This is a genomic window from Polynucleobacter sp. MG-Unter2-18 (assembly GCF_018687675.1).
Classification (GTDB): Bacteria; Pseudomonadota; Gammaproteobacteria; order Burkholderiales; family Burkholderiaceae; genus Polynucleobacter.
Genome location: NZ_CP061302.1, coordinates 480,416 through 496,930 on the forward strand (window position 1 = coordinate 480,416; position 16,515 = coordinate 496,930).

The following is a 16,515-nucleotide window of genomic DNA, read 5'->3' on the forward strand; positions in this document are numbered from 1 at the left end:
TGAGATTGACCTCGTTAATAACACAAGATCCCATCATAAAAGCCTTTGGCTTATCTTGCCTGATAGGCTAGTTTTGAGTTATGTCACTTTAGGGTGGCGTTTACTGTTACATTGGGTTGATCCAACTTAATAGCAAAGACTATTTATATGTCAGTCGACTTAGATTTCAAGGCGCTAGTGTCACAACTGGGTGAAGCAGTCATTATTTCTGACCGAGATGAAAATATTTTATTTTGGAATGTATCTGCCGAGCGAATCTTTGGATTTACTCCAGATGAAGCCCTGGGAAAAACACTCAGCATCATTACGCCTGAGCGCTTTAGAGAGCGGCACTCAAAAGGCTACTTTCATACAATTCAGACTGGACAAACTAAGTATGGACATACTTTACTGAGGGTCCCTGCAGTCCATAAAGATGGACGTTCTATTTCAATTGCATTCTCAGTAAGCATGTTATTTGATGAGCAAAAACAAGCTATTGCAATAGCGGCAATCATTCGAGATGAGACAGAGCGGTTTCAGGAGGAGCGCCAATTAAAGGCAAAGCTAGCAGCTTATGAGAGCAGTGATTGATGACGGTCTAAAGAAAAAGCCCCTGAACTTTCATTCAAGGGCTTTTGTATTACTGGTGGGTCGGGCGAGATTCGAACTCGCGACCAACGGATTAAAAGAGCCTTACAGCATTTTGAGTGATAAACAATCATACTGCAAGCTACTTAAGGCGTCTAATTTTGATTAACTCCGGAGCTTTTGTACTGACTTCACTAAGAGTCCTACAACGATCTGGATCCAAATTTTTTGCCGCATTGCTACTTGGCTATGCTGCTGGAGCTAGAGGTCTATAACGATTTCAGTTTTTTTGAGACTACAGCATGTTTAGGATTTCAGGCTTGGATCTGGTAATTGTTCAAATTGATCAAGCTTCGTTTGATCTTCGTTGAATATCAGCATTAATATTGCCTTCTCGTATGCCAGAAATGCAGCCCATTCCGGCTCCTGATTGGGGGAGGGCTTTTGATCTTTCATTATTTATATTTTAGTGAGGTAGGGGGTTAAAACCCTAGTTCCTCTGCCATCATTACCGCCTTTTCGCGCGTAAGACCAGGATTGTTTTTGATAGCCGCTTCAATAGGGCCGAGGGGGTAGGATTTAGATTGCGCTTTCGGAGAGGCATTTTTATCTCGAAGTAAAGCCTCCAGAATGGGTTTGCTATTCTTTAGTAACTCTTTTTTGCCCATTATGTATATCTTCCTCTAGAAATAAAAAATAGCCATGACTAAAAATATATTACGAAACATAAATCCATATTAGGGTACTTCTATCCATAGTAAAGTCTAAATAATAGATTTCACTTAAGTTCTTCACTCAAAGTCATCAATATTAACTATTGTGACGCGGGCGTATTTATCTTTTTGTAAAGCCATTGCAACCCCCCATACCTCGCCATAAACGGTTTTTAAATCACTATCGACTGAATTTTTAAAGTTGGGGTAGTCGATTTCAAGAATAATTTCAGTGAGTCGTTTAGCAACAATTTCCTTATCGATAACAGACCGCCAGTGATAGTCCCTATCGGGGCTATATTTCGGAAGGTATTTTGGCATGTAGCCTTTAAAGTTATCCGTTATATGATGACACTGTCTGGCCCTTACCAATAAAGTTTTTTTGTCATTGGCGTTCTCAACAATACTCAATAAACCGTGTTTGGTAAATACCCACATAGATCCTCCTAGTCAGTTTCTTCAACAGTCCCCTTGTAAATCTTTAATATATCAGCCAAGCTGATATTGATACCTTTTTTAAGAAGTGCCTCGTTCCTCTGGGCATAAATTGACTTAATTAATATTGCTTTGTTATCAAAGACTCCATGATGAATTAATCGGTGACAATTGGGACATAGAGCAACAATATTAGCCACAATATCTAAGCTATTTTCATAAAGCTCTTGCTGTGACATTGGTATCAGATGATGTGCTTCGACATACATTTTTCCAGAAACACTTGAAATAAAGCTTACATGCTCACTATTGAACTCGCAATTAAAATTTGCCTTTTTAATGGCCCCTCTTGATTTTTTAACATCTCTTTTGTACTTAACCCCAACTACAGATGGAAGTTGATTTGGTTTTAATTCTGGCCCATTAACCTCATTTAGCAATTCCGCTTCATCGACTGTTAATATTTCCTCAACTTCTTTTTGGAATTCAGAATCACTTAAAGCCTGAAGCGACATCAGATTTGGCCCTGCTAAATTAAATAACTGGTCATAAGCTAAAAGTAGTTTTTTTAAGTCCCTAGAAAATTCTTGCTCTGTTGGAAGGCTTTTAACTTGATATACAAAACTTGCTATCGCCCCCAATTCATATCCTTTAGAGTTATCGGTCTCTGCTTTTAAGTCAATGGGTCCATAAGTCGCTCCAGCTATTGGCTCAAGATAAGCTCTAGCCTTTTCAGCAGTTTCTTTAATTTTTTTTAGGGCTAAACTTTTTTTCTTAAACTCCTCAGTAAAGGCTTTGTATCCCTGATTTAGAGATAAGACGCAGCTTTGCATATCCTTTGCAAAAAGTAAAACTATGTCAAAGCCGCTCTGAGCTGAAGTGGTGATCCGAGTGTCAAAGGTGGCAACCCATGGGGTATGGGTCATCCCCGTATTACCATATGACCCTTGGAACTTATATCGCTCAATAGGAAGATTTGATTGCCGGACGATCTCTCCCATTAAGTCAGGAATTCCTCTTTTTAGGGCAACTTGTGAGGGCGAATTAATATTCCTAGCAACGCCATTATTAATATTGACCGTATTGGAGTAGTCCTGAAATACTTGCTGTAGTAGTTTCATTTATTTTTGATAGCCAATTTAAGCGTTGTATTTTTAGTTAAGAAAAATACTAGTCTATTATATAAATTAATATTAAACCTAGTTAATTCATCTCGCTTGGCTTTTTTGATACCCCTCTTTATCCTGAATCATTATTCGATTATTAATCCGTACAACTCATGCGCTTTTTTCATCAATTTCAATATTGGGTAGTCAAAACAAAAATTCGTAACTTCGCTGCATGGACGGCGGGGGCGATTTTTGTTTTCTTCTTCTTCTTAAGTTCAGCAGGAACGATGATCAAAACCTCTGAAAATAATGCAGAAATTGCTCGTATAAACGCAGGCATTCCAGTTGAGCAGTGTGCTGCGATAGTTGAGCAGTGCGACCTGAGGGATAAGGAGGAGAGAGAATTCTTAACAGCAAATGGACTCGGAGATAAATACAAGCCATTCATATATTCTTGCATTGAAGTATTAAAAAGAGCTGCCGGTATTGCTGGTTGCACCCCAAGCGAGATGTACTCATGGGCTCAAGTCTTTCAAATGCACTTTTTCACGCCTAATTTACTCGAGAGTCTCCTGCTTTTTTGGGCAGTGCCTTTTTTTACTTTCGTAGCACTCAAGCTTCTTTCTTATGAAAGAAACGCTGGGTGGGTTCGCCTCTCCGTAGTTTCTGCTTTATTTTTTTCGGTTTTTTCTCTTCTTTATTTCTGGGATTACTACAGTGATATTGAGCTTTTTGCTCGATGGTTCAGCATCTCATTTGCTGGTCTTGTTGTGCCTATTGCAGCTAAGACAGTTTTCTTCTGGGTGAAGAGTGGTTTTAATGAAGGAAGTGGTTCTATTGCCCCATTCGATCTTGCATCAGATACCCCATATAACGCTGTAAAAGAGTCGCTATTAAACGATAATTCTGATTTAATTGGTCAATCTGATCAAAAAATATTACCAGCTGGAAGTTTTTGGGACCGTTTTTTTGCAAGGTGTATTGACTTGCCTATTGCCGTAATTATTGTTGTGTTAATCTCAATTTTCATACCGGAATTCCCTGAACACGGCAGCTTAATTCCATTGTGGATTTTCTTAAATGCGGTTATTCGTTTGGCTATCCTATGTATAGTCATCATCTTGTGGGATGCTTTTTGGATATCCAGGTATGGCGCAACCCCAGGAAAAATGCTTTTTGGATTAACTATCAAGGATAAGAGTGGCAAGACACCATCCTGGGGAGCTGCAAAAACTAGGGCAATAGGATTTCTTGGGCAGGGTCTTCACTACACCATATTCTTCCCGCTATTACAGATCTTTGGATTAATCAGCTCATGGAGGAGGCGTGATGAAGTGCAGCCATGGGACCGGGCATTAGGAACACAAGTTCTTCAAAGCTCACTAGGGGTGGCCCATAGATTGATTGTTAGAGTAATCGCTGTAGTGCTTATCCTCTCCACCGTGCTTGTAATGCAAGTTCTTATGCAGGTTTACAAGCAGGAAATGCGTAATCAAATCGTTGAACAATATGTAAAATAGCTACTAATTCTTGATTAGGTCATTGTTGGCACAAAAATTTTTGATACCTTCGCGCGCGCGATGCGTGTAGTTAAGTGTTTATTTTACTAACCTCTTTTTTCTTTTCATTCGACGGGGATTAAATTAAGGTTTAAATGTACATGACTTATTTAAGTCAATCAAAATGGCAGATCATTATCATCTAGATAGTCTTTAAGGGAACCCCCTTTACTATAAGCTGTATTTGACTTACCTGAATTGGACTTGTCTTGTCTTAAGACTTGCAAGTTACTTACATCATGGATGGAGGGTACTTTAACTCCATTATTTGCTGTAGAAGCTAGTTTTTCTTTAAAACGCCTCCGACTCTCCTTGCCTCCTTCACTTTGTCGATTTCTTTTCTCTTGGAGATGTTCGCGATATTTCTCCAGTTCGATACAGGTTAAGATTTCACCATTAAAGTGAAAAAACTTCGATAGGTAAGGGAGTATTGTGGCTACTTCATCAACTGGAAGTCCTAATACTATTGCAAGTTTTTTGGGATCTCTTGGTAATGATTGATTTACCCAGCACTCAAGTCGCAAGGTATACAACAATCCTCGTTGACTTAAATTCAACAATCGATACTCCATTCGACTCATCATTGATGCTGCATATTCTTGGAATGCAGGCGCATCTCTGCCTTGGCTTATCTTCGGCAAGCTCATAATGTTTTCTCGCAACCAATAATTTTTTTTGCTACAACATCAAAACGACCGGAGTGTACAAAGTAATCTCGACCCAGTCTGATGATTGCATGGCTTTGGACCAGCTCACGCCGATTATTTTTTAAGAACCATTCAAATGACTCCTTGCGACCCCAGATTATGCGAACCCAATCAGGAGCGCCATTTTGGTAGTAATCATCCTTACGACGCAGTTTTGATAATTCAACATCATTCATTTCATTTCTCCAATTTAATACCGCTTCCGGCGACAAACTGAGAATAGATTTGAATGTAGATACAGCCAATTACCGGGTAATCGATTGCCAGGTAATAGATGGCTTATTTACGAAACTCCGAATACCAATTGATGAGGGTATTCGCTGAAACAGCAAAGCCGCAATCATTTAATATTTGGGATGCTTTTTCATAGGCACTGATTTTCGGTGAGTATCTGGATTTTGAAAGCCCTTCTTTTGTTGCAATTAGGTCAACAAGACTTACTGCAGTCTTTTTCAAGCTGATTGGATGAATTTTCCCGCCTCCTCTAGTCCGAACTGGGGGTGACATTGATAGTGCTTGATCAACCATATCTCCAAGAAGATGCTTTCTTGTGCCCTCGGGGAGCTTGATGGTGATTAGTGCTCTGTAAACACCTTTTGCCATTCTCTCAAGGCTGATATCACCAGCCTTGTAGCCCTCGAGCCAGATACCTAAGGCAATGGCCTGGGCTTTATCCAGCAGCCTTTTACTGTCCCCTAACGCCTTTTTCTCTTGAGGGCTTAAGGGGGTGGTTAACAGGGTATTCATATCTGTTCTTTGTTTAGATTATCACGAAGAGTATCAGTATTTAAGTGTAAATAGCGCAAGACTATTTGTGGAGTTTTTTGTGATTAAGATGGGCCATGATTACCGTCATTTAAGCGCCTCCTAGGACTAGGTTCGATGTTGCAATATGCCAGTAATGGTGGATAGTCCGCTCCTCAGGTAGATTAGATTTTTTTAATTAAATTTTCAGGTTCGCTTGATTGACGAGGCTCCAAAAGACTATTTGCATCAACCCCAAGCTCTTGCAACACCCTCTCTGAGGTGATCAACATTGAGATGGGAATAGCGCATTGCCATCTTTGGTGACGAGTGATTGAGTTGAGCCATGAGACCGGCCAATTGCATACCACTTGCAGCGAGCATTGATGCACAGATATGGCGGCAGCCATGAAAGGCAAAATATTCCACGCCAGCAAGCTTTAGAGTGCGTGCCCAGCTCTTTCTAAATGATCTATTGCCAAAGACTAGTGTGTCTGAGGTATCCAGGTCGCGCTTAATATTTTTTAGCTCTATGACTGCCTGGCTGCTAATGGCGGCGGAGTAGGGCTTGCCATTTTTTGATGTTGGAAAGTGAACTGAGCCGCGCTCTAGATCAACATCACGCCAAGTCATGGTCTGGAGATTGCCTAACCTGGCACCAGATGTCATGGCTACGCAGATCATTGCTGTGAACTTTCTCCAGCGCATTAGGCGAGACGCATCGATGATGTGATCAATCTGATCTCTCGATAAGTTAATGATGCGTCCAGGACCTTCTCTGGCTTTCTCTACGCCTTTGGTTGGCGAGATTGTTGATTTGGGAATGATGCGCTGGCTCTTGCCTAGCTTATAAATATGGCCTAGAGCAGAGATATGACGATTGAGTGTGCCCGCTGCTAATGGCTCGCCACTTTTTGCCCAGATGCCGCCAGGGAGTTGCCGAAGTTTGCCGCGCCTGGCCATTAACTCAATTCCAGCATCAACATCTTCCGAAGTGATTTCTGAAATATCTTTTTCGCCCATAAATTCGATCCAATATCGGATGCGGGCTTTGAGTCTAGTGTCGGCATGTCCCAGTGCAAACTGGGCTAATGATGAAAATTTCATTTAAAACTCCTTACTTTAGATAAAGGGGCAACGGACTTGCCGCTGCTGCTTTATCACTCGCGAGAGAAGTAAGGGCTTGATGTTGGTGGGTCGGGCGAGATTCGAACTCGCGACCAACGGATTAAAAGTCCGCTGCTCTACCGACTGAGCTACCGACCCAGTAAAAAGAAGATTATAGCAAGAAGTTTATGGGTACTCCCGGGTCAGTAGGCGCCTGCCTTCAAGCCCTTGTACTTACAAGAGTGCTATGCGTTTGCGCGTCTGGCAACGGGTGGGTTTTTAGAGAAATAGTCCTTAATTCCCCTCATAATCGCTTCAGCAATTCGGTCTTGGTAAGCATCATCATTGAGGCGTGCCTCTTCTTGGGGATTACTAATGAAGGCTGTCTCTACCAAAATGGATGGAATATCTGGAGCCCTTAGAACAGCAAAGCTGGCTTGCTCAACTTTAGGTTTGTGTAGCGTGGCAAATCCGCTAATTTGCTTGAGGATGGAGGTTCCCACTTGAAGCGAGTCTTTGATCTGGGCAGTGGTAGACATATCTAGTAATAGATTAGCCACCTGCTTGTCTTGCGTCTTAATATTGATGCCACCGATTAAATCCGACGAATTTTCTTTATTGGCCATCCATCGTGCCGTCGTACTACTGGCGCCCATTTGTGAGAGTGCAAAAACAGAGGCGCCTTTGGCTCTAGGCTCTATAAAAGCATCTGCATGAATCGAGATAAACAAATCAGCTTCAACGCGGCGTGCCTTTTGTACTCGGGTATGCAAGGGTACAAAGTAATCCCCATCTCGTGTGAGAAAGGGGCGCATGTAGGGATCGCTCTCAATTTTGTCACGTAAGCGCTTAGCAATGGAGAGGACAACATGCTTTTCTTTAGAACCCATTGCACCAATTGCGCCTGGATCCTCTCCACCATGACCTGCATCAATTGCAATAGTGATAAGGCGCTTATGTTTGGTTTTTACTGCAGAATCTTTTACATCTGGAATGGCTTGGGCCACTGGCGCCCTCGGAGCATCTTTTTCTTTTTTAGTTGCGAACTGCGCAATCAAGTCAATTTCTTCATTGGCTTTTTCTAGAGCACTCTCTTTACGGGCGCTGCTCTTGACCAGCTCCATCAGTGGATCTGGTGGGATAGTGGGATAAAGATCTAGCACCATACGATATTGGTATTCCGCAATCGGCTCTAGCGTAAAGAGTTGTGGCTTAACGGGCTCTTTTAGGTCAAATACTAAGCGGACCATACCTGGTTGAAATTGCCCCACTCGTATTTGAGAAACGTAAGGGTCATTAGGTTTGACTTTAGCTACTAAATCTTTGAGGGTGGAGTTGAGTTCCATACCTTGAACATCGACCACCAAACGATCCGGATTAGTAAGTAGTTGTTGGGTGATGGGGAGTGCTTTATCAGACTCAAGCGTAATGCGTGTGTAATCATCTGCAGGCCAAATGCGTACACCCAAGATCTTGGCTCCCCAGGCAATCTCTGCTTCACTGAAGAAGAGAATAAAGCCCAGCATCTTTGCTGAAGTTTTGAGATGCTTTCTTCTGGAGGAATTCATGAGAGGCTTACTCATTGCTATGAGATATTCATCTTATCGAGAACAGCCATTCCTTGACTTGAGCTTGCTTGGAAAATGATATTTCTTTCATATTCATCTGCACCAGCCATCAGATGAATTTCAATATCAAAAGCAGGCAGCGTCCCTTCAGCTTTTTCTGGCCACTCCACTAAACAAAATCCAGGCTCATCAAAATGCTCTGCAAAGCCCGCCTCTTGCCATTCCAAAGGATCTCGCACGCGATAAAGGTCAAAGTGGTTCATCGCCAAAGTCTTGCTATCGATGATGAGTGGATAGGGTTCACATAAGGTGTAGGTTGGACTCTTCACCCGGCTCTCATACCCTAGGCCTTGTATGAGATGGCGAGCAAAGGTGGTCTTGCCGGCTCCAAGATCACCCTCTAGGGAGATATTGAGGTGAGCACCGGGATCAAATTGAAATAGCTGACTAAGACTGGCGGCAAGCTTTTGCGCTAAAGCAGCTGTATCCGCTTCTTGCCTACAATGTTGAGTAAATGAAATCTGAGCCATTTGCCTAGTTTATTCAATTATTAAGCTACATTCTGTATTCCTAATGACTTCTTCTCAAATACCTAACTCTGTTGATCAGGCTAATCTGCGTGAATGGCTGGGTGAGCAGTCTCGAAAATTGGGTTTTGATGACTTGCGTATTACAGATACCCATCTAGGTGTTGCAGCTGAGCGTCTGAATGATTGGCTCGCAAAAGGGCGTCATGGTCAGATGGAATATATGGCTAGGCATGCTGACTTACGCTCAGATCCAAGTCTATTGGTGCCGGGCACAGTGAGAGTCATTTGCGTCACCATGAATTACCTATCTCCCGCAATCGACTTTGAACATGAATGGGACAGTTTGAGGGATCCCGCTCAAGCAGTGGTATCGATGTATGCCCGTGGGCGTGACTATCACAAGGTGATGCGCAATCGTTTGCAAGAGTTTGCGGAGCTTATTGAAAAGCGTATTGGATTATTTGGTTATCGTGTATTTACAGATTCTGCACCCTTGATGGAAGTGGAGTTAGCTCGTAAGGCAGGTTTGGGTTGGAGAGGCAAACATACTTTGTTGCTCAATCGCGAATCTGGATCGACATTCTTTTTGGGTGAGATCCTCGTTGATGTTCCGTTGCCTGTAGATCAAGAGCAGGAGTCGCATTGCGGAACTTGTCAGTCTTGTATAGACATTTGTCCCACACAAGCCATTACTGCGCCTTACCAATTAGATGCGAGACGCTGTATTTCGTATTTGACGATTGAAAATCCAGATGCCATTCCGGTAGAGTTTCGTAGGGCGATGGGTAATCGCGTTTACGGATGCGATGACTGCCAATTGATCTGCCCTTGGAATAAATTTGCTCAACGCACAGCCTTGCCAGATTTTGCTGAACGCCATGGCCTGGGTAAGGCAAGTCTTTTGCAACTGTGGTCTTGGACTGAGGATGAATTTGAGAAACGCCATGAGGGAAGTGCTATTCGTCGGATTGGCTACTCCAGGTGGCGCAGAAACTTAGCAGTGGCCATGGGGAATGCTTTAGCAGCTAATCATCTACCCAAATCAGATAAAGATCTTCTGCGGCAGGCTTTGCAGGGCGCCTTACCTTTGGCAGATGCCTTAGTAGCTGAGCACATCGACTGGGCGCTGAGTTGCTAAGTATTTTTTGGCAAAGTACGTGGTAACTCTTACAATCAAAGCATGTCATCAGCTGATCAACCCTTTATAGACCCCAGCGAAATCAAGATAGAAGCTTCAGTAGTGCAGCGCTATAAAAATCGCAGTGAGGCTTTTTGGGCAGGTATTCGGGATGCAGCTGGTGCACCTGCCATGGTGCTCTTTGCTGGAATGGTGGGTTTTGGTGCCATGGGTAAAACTAGCGGTATGGATGCTTGGTTTACCACTGCCACTAGCTTCTTTATGTTCGCATTGCCTGGACAAGTAGTGTTGCTCGAGATGGCAATTACTGGATCATCAGTTATTGCTATTGCTCTCGCAGTGACTTTAACTTCTTCGCGTTTCATCACGATGACGGTGACGCTCTTCCCACAATTTCATGAAAAAGATCGTAATCATGGGCTTTACGCTTCCGTGCATCTTTTGGCAATGACTGCTTGGGCTATTTCCATGCGCGAGTTTCAGACGATTGAAGCAAAGCACCGCTTGAGTTACTTCATCGGTCTTGGTTTACTGTGCTGGATTATTTCTATTCCGGGCACTATTCTAGGATATTTATTGGCAGGTGTCGTGCCGCCGTACGTTACGCTTGGCCTCGTTTTCATTAACCCATTATTCTTTTTGCTGACCTTTACCGAGGTCAAGCCTTGGGTTAACCGAATCGCCATTGGCTTGGGTTTTGTATTGGGCCCCTTTTTCTTTCTCTTGGATCGCGACACCAGTTTGCTGACCACTGGTCTAGTAGGAGGAACGATCGCTTATGTATTCGATCGTAAAGTGCTACGCAAACGAGCGGGGATAATGAGTTGATGAATGCTGGCCTCCAAGGTTGGGGTTTGTGGATTGCCTTAGCAGGCGCCACAATCGGAACCTATATTTGTCGTGCAATTGGTGTTTTGCTCGCCAAAAGAATTAATCAAGATAGCGAAATCTTTCGCTATCTTTCTGCGGTTACTTATGCGATGGTAGCAGCCCTCGTTGTCAGAATGGTCCTCATGCCGATTGGCCTTTTATCAACCGTACCCGTATGGATTCGATTGCTGATCTGCGCCTTAAGTATTGGTGTGATGGTTTCAAAGCCAACACACCGTCTTGTTCCAGCCCTATTGACTGGAACTTTACTAATGCTAGCGTACGGCCTTATTCGTTAGTTGGTATTTATACCCTGTTTTAGAGATGGGCTGCCAAGATCTTGGCAATATGTACAGCGTCTCTTTGGGTGCCATCGGCAATCTGGTGGCGACAGCTGGTACCATCCGCCACTACCCAACTATCTGGTGCTTTACGAATCGCGGGTAAGAGGCTAGCTTCTGCCATTTGCTTGGATACTTCAATGTGCTCAGCCTCGTAACCAAAGCTACCAGCCATACCGCAACAGGAAGACTCAATTAGCTTAGGCTCTGCATTTGGAATGAGTTTCAGAAGTTCCATGGCAGGCGTGATAGCAGCAAATGCTTTTTGATGGCAATGGCCATGAAATAACACTGGGCGCGTTGCCGTTTTCAGTGACAGTTTGAGTTTGCCTGACTTGGCCTCACTTGCTAAAAATTCTTCTAAGAGCTGCGCATGCTTACTAACATTAACTGCGCGCTCACCAAAGCCCATCACTAATGCTTCATCCTTTAAGGTGAAAAGACAGGAGGGCTCTAGACCAATAATGGGGATATCTTTTTCTGCAAAAGGAGCTAGATGGTTGACTAATTCATCTAGACTGACTTTGGCTTTATCGACCATACCAGCTGCTAGGTAAGTGCGACCACAGCAAAATTCTTTAGAGCAGGTATTGGTGCTGTCGCTTGATGCTTTGATTTTTTGAGGAATGTGAACACGATATCCAGCCGCTTGTAAAACTTGTAGAGCCGCACGTAAGTTCTCATCCTCAAAATAGGCATTGAAGGTATCGGCTAATAACACCACTCCCTTATTGCCATTTGCATCTAATTTGCTCAGTTCTGCGGGGGTAAATTGATAGGGTGCAATTGCACTTGGATTGTTCCAGAAGTTTTTTGCTTTCCAGGTCGGCAGACTTCTTTGTGCAGAGATGCCCATGACCCATTCTTGTAATTTAGCAATAGGAGTAATGTGGTTGCGAAGATTGAGTAAGGCGGGAAGCCCCGGAATGCTGCTGATGATAGGGGCATATTTTGGCAAATAGGCAACAGCTAGATCGCGCATCGTATGACCAGTTCGCTTCTTGTAAGCAGATAGAAACTCGATCTTCATTTTCGCCATATCAACGCCAGTAGGGCATTCACGGCGGCAAGCTTTACAGCTGACGCAAAGTTCCATCACTTCTTTAATAGCGTCGCTAGCGAGTGGTGAGCTCCCGTCTTTTATATCCAGTTGATTTGAGAGAGCTAGGCGTAATGTATTGGCGCGACCACGGGTGAGATGCTTTTCATCACGAGTGACGCGATAGCTTGGACACATCACTTCCGCATCAAATTTGCGGCAATGTCCATTGTTGTTGCACATCTCCATGGCTTTAGCAAAGCCCATCGCAGGATCGCCGCCGGTGCCTGGTGCACTGGTCTCTTCAGTAACGGGATTATTCTGTACATTCCAGGCAGACCAATCTAAGGCTGGTTGCAGCGGAATCACTTTATAGCTCGGTGGAAAGCGGAAGTTACTCGCATCATCCATCTTTGGCGGGTTGACGATCTTGCCAGGGTTAAATAATCCCTTTGGATCAAAAGCATGTTTGATTTCAGCGAGGGCCTGCGTAATCTTTGGGCCAAATTGCCAGGAGATCCATTCACCACGACATAGTCCATCACCGTGTTCGCCGCTATAAGCACCTTTGTACTTGCGAACTAGGGCAGACGCCTCTTCGGCAACTGCACGCATCTTTTGCGCGCCATCGCGACGCATATCTAAAATAGGGCGGACATGGAGGGTGCCGACGGAAGCATGTGCATACCAAGTGCCACGTGAACCGTATTTTGAAAATACATCTGTCAGTGCTTGAGTGTATTCAGCAAGACTCTCTAGTGGAACTGCGCAATCCTCAATAAAGCTCACTGGCTTACCATCACCTTTTAGACTCATCATGATGTTCAGGCCAGCCTTACGTACCTCCCATAGGTTCTTTTGCAAACCAGCATCGGGCATCGCAACAACAGAGCCTGGAAGACCAAGATCACCCATTAAGCTTTGCAAAGACTTTATTTTTTCAAGTAAGGGTGCATGCGCCTCCCCCGAAAACTCCACCAATAAGATGGCCTCAGGCGTTTGAGCGCTAGCATCAATCAGTGCAGTCTCGATAGTTTTCTTAAAGCTAGGATTGTGGCGCGCCAAGTCAATCATGGTGTGATCGACTAACTCAACAGCGGTAGGCCCAAGCTTAACGATATGTTGCGCGCTATCCATTGCCTTGAAGAAGCTTGCAAAGTTCACTACTCCAAGTACTTTATGTTGCGGTAATGGTGCTAACTTCAGCTCAAGTGATTTGAAATACGCTAATGTGCCTTCACTGCCCACTAATAAGTGGGCTAAGTTAACACTACCGTCTTGGGTATAGGGAAGCTCGCTTTGTGGATGGAATACATCTAGGTTATAGCCAGCAACACGACGCAAGACTTTGGGGAAGTGCGCCTCGATCTCAGGTTGTAATGTATTGGCAAGTCCCTTAACAAAGTCACCCAATTGTTTTGCAGCACCAGAACTATGGACGTAATTTCCAAAGCTAGCTACTTGTCCATTTGCCAGCCAGGCATCAATACCTAAAACGTTATGCACCATGTTGCCATAAGCAATTGATCGACTGCCGCAAGAGTTGTTACCTGCCATGCCGCCAATAGTTGCTTGTCCTGCAGTAGAAACGTCTACTGGGTACCAAAGGCCGTGTGGCTTGAGTGCAGCGTTGAGGTGATCGAGCACAATGCCCGGCTCAACAATTGCTGTGGCCTTGACTGGATCTGCATGCAGGAGTTTGCGAAAGTATTTGGTGTTATCGATGACAAGTGATGTGCCGGTAGTCTGTCCGCACTGACTAGTGCCTCCACCACGAGGCAGAACTGGAATGCCTAGGTCAGCTGCAATCTGAATCGCCGTTGCAATGTCCTCAGCTGTTTTAGGAATAAAGACGGCAACTGGCATGGCTTGGTAGATCGATGCATCGGTTGCATAGCGTCCACGACTAGCTATATCCGTCATGACCTCGCCAGAAGTTTCTTGCTTCAGGCGTTTAGCAAGCTCTGCCTTATTGGCAACGAATTCTGGCAATGGCAAATCAACTGGCTTGTTCATGCTGCAACCTTCTCTTTAGATTCTGAGTCAATTAACTGAATCACGACATCACGTTTATTCATTACGTGCTGCATCATGACCTTACGCATCCGCACGCTATCGCGAGCCTTTAATGCGTCTAACATTTCTTGATGTTCCTCAACAGCTTTTTCCCATTTGACGCCATCTTGATTAGATCGAAAGCGGAGTGCTTCAATGCGAGCGTTGACTTGGCTAAATAGTTGGCTAAGGACAGGATTGTTTGCTGCGTGATTAATAGCTTGGTGAATTTTGAGATTGAGTCGATAGTAGCTAGATAAATCTCTACGGGCATACGAGGCCATCATTTCATATTGGAGTGCTTCAAGTTCAATCAGTGTTTGATCACTAATATTTTGTGCTGCTAGCTCTCCAGAAAAGCCTTCTAAATTGGCGATTACATCAAAGGTGTGAATGATGTCGTCTCTGCTCAGTTGAACGGCAATGGCACCACGGTTAGCAATTAACTCAACCAGTCCATCAGCGGCCAAGCGTCGAATTGCCTCGCGGATAGGAGTGCGTGAGACGTTGAGCTGCTCTGCTAGCTCACGCTCATTGAGCTTACTACCAGGCGTAATGGCGCCCTCCACCAATAAAGCCCTGAGCTTAAGGAAGATCGCTTCATGCAAGTTTTGTGTATTTGCTGGTGTTGTGAGCATCATTTGAAATACCTTAAATTTGTATACATAATTACTATAACGCATCTAGAATCATAAATTACGCTGCAAATAGCTTATTTTTTTGATTATTTGATAATTATTTTGCATACAAAATTGTAAATTGCCTAAAAGTGACTTACACTGATCCCCAAGATTAACTACAAAAACCAAGCGAGACTCAGCATGCTAAAACTAGATAACCACCTCTCGGGGCGTCATTTCTTACATATCCCCGGTCCAAGCCCAGTACCTTCGCGGATCCTGAGGGCGATTAGCTATCAAACCATCGACCACCGCGGTCCTGAATTCGGGGAATTTAGTCTTAAGGTTTTGGAAGGTATCAAAAAGATTTTTAAGACCGAGCAGCCAGTCATTATTTACTCTGCCTCTGGAACAGGTTCATGGGAAGGCGCATTGGTAAACGTCCTCAATCCTGGCGACAAGGTGCTCTTCTATGAAACCGGTCAGTTTGCTAACTTGTGGGTTGCCTTAGGTAAGCGTCTTGGTTTAAATGTTGAGGTAGTGGGTAAGCCTGGTCAAGATACCTGGCGTTGGGGTGTAGATGCGTCAGTGATCGAAGAGCGTTTACGCAAAGATACTGGACATGAAATCAAGGCAGTTTGTGTAGTTCATAACGAAACCTCTACTGGCGTTACTTCGAATATTGCGGCAGTTCGCAAGGCGATTGACTCACTGAAGCATCCGGCTTTGTTATTAGTTGATACCGTTTCTGGTTTAGGCTCTGCTGACTATGAGCATGATAAATGGGGCGCTGACGTGACTGTGTCTGGATCGCAAAAAGGTTTAATGCTGCCTCCAGGTATTGGCTTTAATGCGCTGTCGGCTAAAGCAATTGAAGTCAGCAAAACCAATAAGATGCCAAAGTCTTATTGGGCTTGGGATGAAATTTTAGAGTCCAATAAAACAGGTTATTGGCCAACCACGCCAAGCACTAATTTAATGTATGGCTTGCATGAAGCGATTGACATGATGACGACAGAAGGTTTAGACACTATCTTCGCCCGTCATCAACGTTTGGCGGCAGCTTGTCGTGAAGCAGTCAATGCATGGGGCCTAGAAATCCAGTGCCAAGATAAAGATTGCTACTCACCAGTTCTTACTTGTATTGCTACGCCAGAAGGTATGAATGCAGATGTTTTGCGTAAGCATGCCCTGGAGAAGTTCAATTTATCCCTAGGTACAGGCCTTGGAAAAATCAAAGGCAAGGCCTTCCGTATTGGTCATTTAGGTGATTGCAATGAGCTCAGCCTGATGGCCGCGCTGAGCGGGGTGGAGATGAGTTTGGGTGCGATAGGCTATAAGCCCAAGGCAAGCGGTGTTGTTGCCGCCCAAGAATTTCTAAAATAATCAGTAAGTTGGGTGTAAATGGGG

The 16,515-nt window shown here is 44.1% G+C and carries 18 protein-coding genes and 1 tRNA gene; 6 read left to right on the top strand and 13 right to left on the bottom strand.

Annotation, left to right across the window (positions count from 1 at the left end):
• Positions 1-147: 147 nt before the first annotated feature.
• Entirely contained in the window at positions 148-573 is a 426-nt protein-coding gene (locus C2759_RS02600) for a PAS domain S-box protein (RefSeq protein WP_215356079.1), read from the top strand.
• Between the two features lie 303 nt (positions 574-876).
• Here the strand turns inward: C2759_RS02600 and C2759_RS02605 are convergent, their stop codons facing one another.
• The 4 genes from C2759_RS02605 to C2759_RS02620 all read right to left on the bottom strand — a co-directional run bounded on the left by C2759_RS02605 (position 877) and on the right by C2759_RS02620 (position 2,839).
• Entirely contained in the window at positions 877-1,026 is a 150-nt protein-coding gene (locus C2759_RS02605; RefSeq protein WP_215356081.1) for a hypothetical protein, read from the bottom strand.
• A 26-nt stretch (positions 1,027-1,052) separates the two neighbouring features.
• Positions 1,053-1,238: a hypothetical protein gene (locus C2759_RS02610; RefSeq protein ID WP_215356083.1), complete on the bottom strand. Its 186-nt coding sequence runs from the start codon at positions 1,236-1,238 to the stop codon at positions 1,053-1,055.
• 123 nt (positions 1,239-1,361) lie between these two features.
• Entirely contained in the window at positions 1,362-1,721 is a 360-nt protein-coding gene (locus C2759_RS02615) for a hypothetical protein (protein ID WP_215356084.1), read from the bottom strand.
• 8 nt (positions 1,722-1,729) lie between these two features.
• Positions 1,730-2,839, bottom strand: coding sequence for an MrcB family domain-containing protein (locus C2759_RS02620; protein WP_215356086.1), 1,110 nt, complete (start codon positions 2,837-2,839; stop codon positions 1,730-1,732).
• Between the two features lie 158 nt (positions 2,840-2,997).
• On the opposite strand from C2759_RS02620, the gene C2759_RS02625 reads away from it, so the two are divergent.
• Entirely contained in the window at positions 2,998-4,347 is a 1,350-nt protein-coding gene (locus C2759_RS02625; RefSeq protein WP_215356088.1) for an RDD family protein, read from the top strand.
• Positions 4,348-4,505: 158 nt separating this feature from the next.
• Here the strand turns inward: C2759_RS02625 and C2759_RS02630 are convergent, their stop codons facing one another.
• The 7 genes from C2759_RS02630 to tsaE form a co-directional block, all read right to left on the bottom strand.
• Positions 4,506-5,033: a hypothetical protein gene (locus tag C2759_RS02630; protein ID WP_215356090.1), complete on the bottom strand. Its 528-nt coding sequence runs from the start codon at positions 5,031-5,033 to the stop codon at positions 4,506-4,508.
• On the bottom strand, positions 5,030-5,269 hold the full coding sequence (locus tag C2759_RS02635) for a hypothetical protein (protein ID WP_215356092.1): 240 nt from the start codon (positions 5,267-5,269) through the stop codon (positions 5,030-5,032). The genes C2759_RS02630 and C2759_RS02635 overlap by 4 nt, the downstream gene beginning before the upstream one ends.
• Positions 5,270-5,372: 103 nt before the next feature.
• Positions 5,373-5,840: a hypothetical protein gene (locus C2759_RS02640; protein ID WP_215356094.1), complete on the bottom strand. Its 468-nt coding sequence runs from the start codon at positions 5,838-5,840 to the stop codon at positions 5,373-5,375.
• Between the two features lie 246 nt (positions 5,841-6,086).
• Entirely contained in the window at positions 6,087-6,944 is an 858-nt protein-coding gene (locus C2759_RS02645; RefSeq protein ID WP_215356096.1) for a site-specific integrase, read from the bottom strand.
• Positions 6,945-7,027: 83 nt separating this feature from the next.
• A tRNA-Lys gene (locus C2759_RS02650) sits at positions 7,028-7,103 on the bottom strand.
• Positions 7,104-7,189: 86 nt separating this feature from the next.
• Positions 7,190-8,527: an N-acetylmuramoyl-L-alanine amidase gene (locus C2759_RS02655; protein WP_215356098.1), complete on the bottom strand. Its 1,338-nt coding sequence runs from the start codon at positions 8,525-8,527 to the stop codon at positions 7,190-7,192.
• 2 nt (positions 8,528-8,529) lie between these two features.
• The gene (gene tsaE / locus C2759_RS02660; RefSeq protein WP_215356100.1) at positions 8,530-9,042 is read right to left on the bottom strand and encodes a tRNA (adenosine(37)-N6)-threonylcarbamoyltransferase complex ATPase subunit type 1 TsaE; all 513 of its coding nucleotides are present in this window, start codon (positions 9,040-9,042) and stop codon (positions 8,530-8,532) included.
• Between the two features lie 43 nt (positions 9,043-9,085).
• On the opposite strand from tsaE, the gene queG reads away from it, so the two are divergent.
• From queG to C2759_RS02675, 3 genes are read left to right on the top strand one after another with little or no spacing between them, the layout of a single operon-like run.
• On the top strand, positions 9,086-10,180 hold the full coding sequence (gene queG / locus C2759_RS02665) for a tRNA epoxyqueuosine(34) reductase QueG (protein ID WP_215356102.1): 1,095 nt from the start codon (positions 9,086-9,088) through the stop codon (positions 10,178-10,180).
• A gap of 42 nt (positions 10,181-10,222) precedes the next feature.
• Positions 10,223-11,008 carry an AzlC family ABC transporter permease gene (locus C2759_RS02670; RefSeq protein ID WP_215356103.1) on the top strand — a complete coding sequence of 262 codons (786 nt, stop codon included), beginning with the start codon at positions 10,223-10,225 and terminating at the stop codon, positions 11,006-11,008.
• Positions 11,008-11,349, top strand: coding sequence for an AzlD domain-containing protein (locus C2759_RS02675; RefSeq protein WP_215356105.1), 342 nt, complete (start codon positions 11,008-11,010; stop codon positions 11,347-11,349). The genes C2759_RS02670 and C2759_RS02675 overlap by 1 nt, the downstream gene beginning before the upstream one ends.
• Positions 11,350-11,368: 19 nt before the next feature.
• Here C2759_RS02675 and C2759_RS02680 read toward each other — a convergent pair whose 3' ends face one another.
• Together C2759_RS02680 and C2759_RS02685 are read right to left on the bottom strand one after the other, a co-directional pair.
• The gene (locus tag C2759_RS02680; protein ID WP_215356107.1) at positions 11,369-14,446 is read right to left on the bottom strand and encodes an FAD-binding and (Fe-S)-binding domain-containing protein; all 3,078 of its coding nucleotides are present in this window, start codon (positions 14,444-14,446) and stop codon (positions 11,369-11,371) included.
• On the bottom strand, positions 14,443-15,126 hold the full coding sequence (locus C2759_RS02685; protein WP_251367006.1) for a GntR family transcriptional regulator: 684 nt from the start codon (positions 15,124-15,126) through the stop codon (positions 14,443-14,445). The genes C2759_RS02680 and C2759_RS02685 overlap by 4 nt, the downstream gene beginning before the upstream one ends.
• Before the next feature lie 180 nt (positions 15,127-15,306).
• On the opposite strand from C2759_RS02685, the gene C2759_RS02690 reads away from it, so the two are divergent.
• On the top strand, positions 15,307-16,491 hold the full coding sequence (locus C2759_RS02690; protein WP_215356109.1) for an alanine--glyoxylate aminotransferase family protein: 1,185 nt from the start codon (positions 15,307-15,309) through the stop codon (positions 16,489-16,491).
• The last annotated feature ends 24 nt before the right edge of the window (positions 16,492-16,515 follow it).

Bases quoted from the DNA above. Each gene is read 5' to 3' on its own strand.
- C2759_RS02640 (WP_215356094.1), bottom strand. From the start codon at position 5,840: ATGAATACCCTGTTAACCACCCCCTTAAGCCCTCAAGAGAAAAAGGCG.
- C2759_RS02600 (WP_215356079.1), top strand. From the start codon at position 148: ATGTCAGTCGACTTAGATTTCAAGGCGCTAGTGTCACAACTGGGTGAA.
- C2759_RS02680 (WP_215356107.1), bottom strand. From the start codon at position 14,446: ATGAACAAGCCAGTTGATTTGCCATTGCCAGAATTCGTTGCCAATAAG.
- C2759_RS02625 (WP_215356088.1), top strand. From the start codon at position 2,998: ATGCGCTTTTTTCATCAATTTCAATATTGGGTAGTCAAAACAAAAATT.
- C2759_RS02645 (WP_215356096.1), bottom strand. From the start codon at position 6,944: ATGAAATTTTCATCATTAGCCCAGTTTGCACTGGGACATGCCGACACT.
- C2759_RS02690 (WP_215356109.1), top strand. From the start codon at position 15,307: ATGCTAAAACTAGATAACCACCTCTCGGGGCGTCATTTCTTACATATC.
- C2759_RS02655 (WP_215356098.1), bottom strand. From the start codon at position 8,527: ATGAGTAAGCCTCTCATGAATTCCTCCAGAAGAAAGCATCTCAAAACT.
- C2759_RS02620 (WP_215356086.1), bottom strand. From the start codon at position 2,839: ATGAAACTACTACAGCAAGTATTTCAGGACTACTCCAATACGGTCAAT.
- C2759_RS02670 (WP_215356103.1), top strand. From the start codon at position 10,223: ATGTCATCAGCTGATCAACCCTTTATAGACCCCAGCGAAATCAAGATA.
- C2759_RS02615 (WP_215356084.1), bottom strand. From the start codon at position 1,721: ATGTGGGTATTTACCAAACACGGTTTATTGAGTATTGTTGAGAACGCC.
- C2759_RS02635 (WP_215356092.1), bottom strand. From the start codon at position 5,269: ATGAATGATGTTGAATTATCAAAACTGCGTCGTAAGGATGATTACTAC.
- C2759_RS02610 (WP_215356083.1), bottom strand. From the start codon at position 1,238: ATGGGCAAAAAAGAGTTACTAAAGAATAGCAAACCCATTCTGGAGGCT.
- C2759_RS02630 (WP_215356090.1), bottom strand. From the start codon at position 5,033: ATGAGCTTGCCGAAGATAAGCCAAGGCAGAGATGCGCCTGCATTCCAA.
- C2759_RS02675 (WP_215356105.1), top strand. From the start codon at position 11,008: ATGAATGCTGGCCTCCAAGGTTGGGGTTTGTGGATTGCCTTAGCAGGC.
- C2759_RS02605 (WP_215356081.1), bottom strand. From the start codon at position 1,026: ATGAAAGATCAAAAGCCCTCCCCCAATCAGGAGCCGGAATGGGCTGCA.
- C2759_RS02685 (WP_251367006.1), bottom strand. From the start codon at position 15,126: ATGATGCTCACAACACCAGCAAATACACAAAACTTGCATGAAGCGATC.
- queG (WP_215356102.1), top strand. From the start codon at position 9,086: ATGACTTCTTCTCAAATACCTAACTCTGTTGATCAGGCTAATCTGCGT.
- tsaE (WP_215356100.1), bottom strand. From the start codon at position 9,042: ATGGCTCAGATTTCATTTACTCAACATTGTAGGCAAGAAGCGGATACA.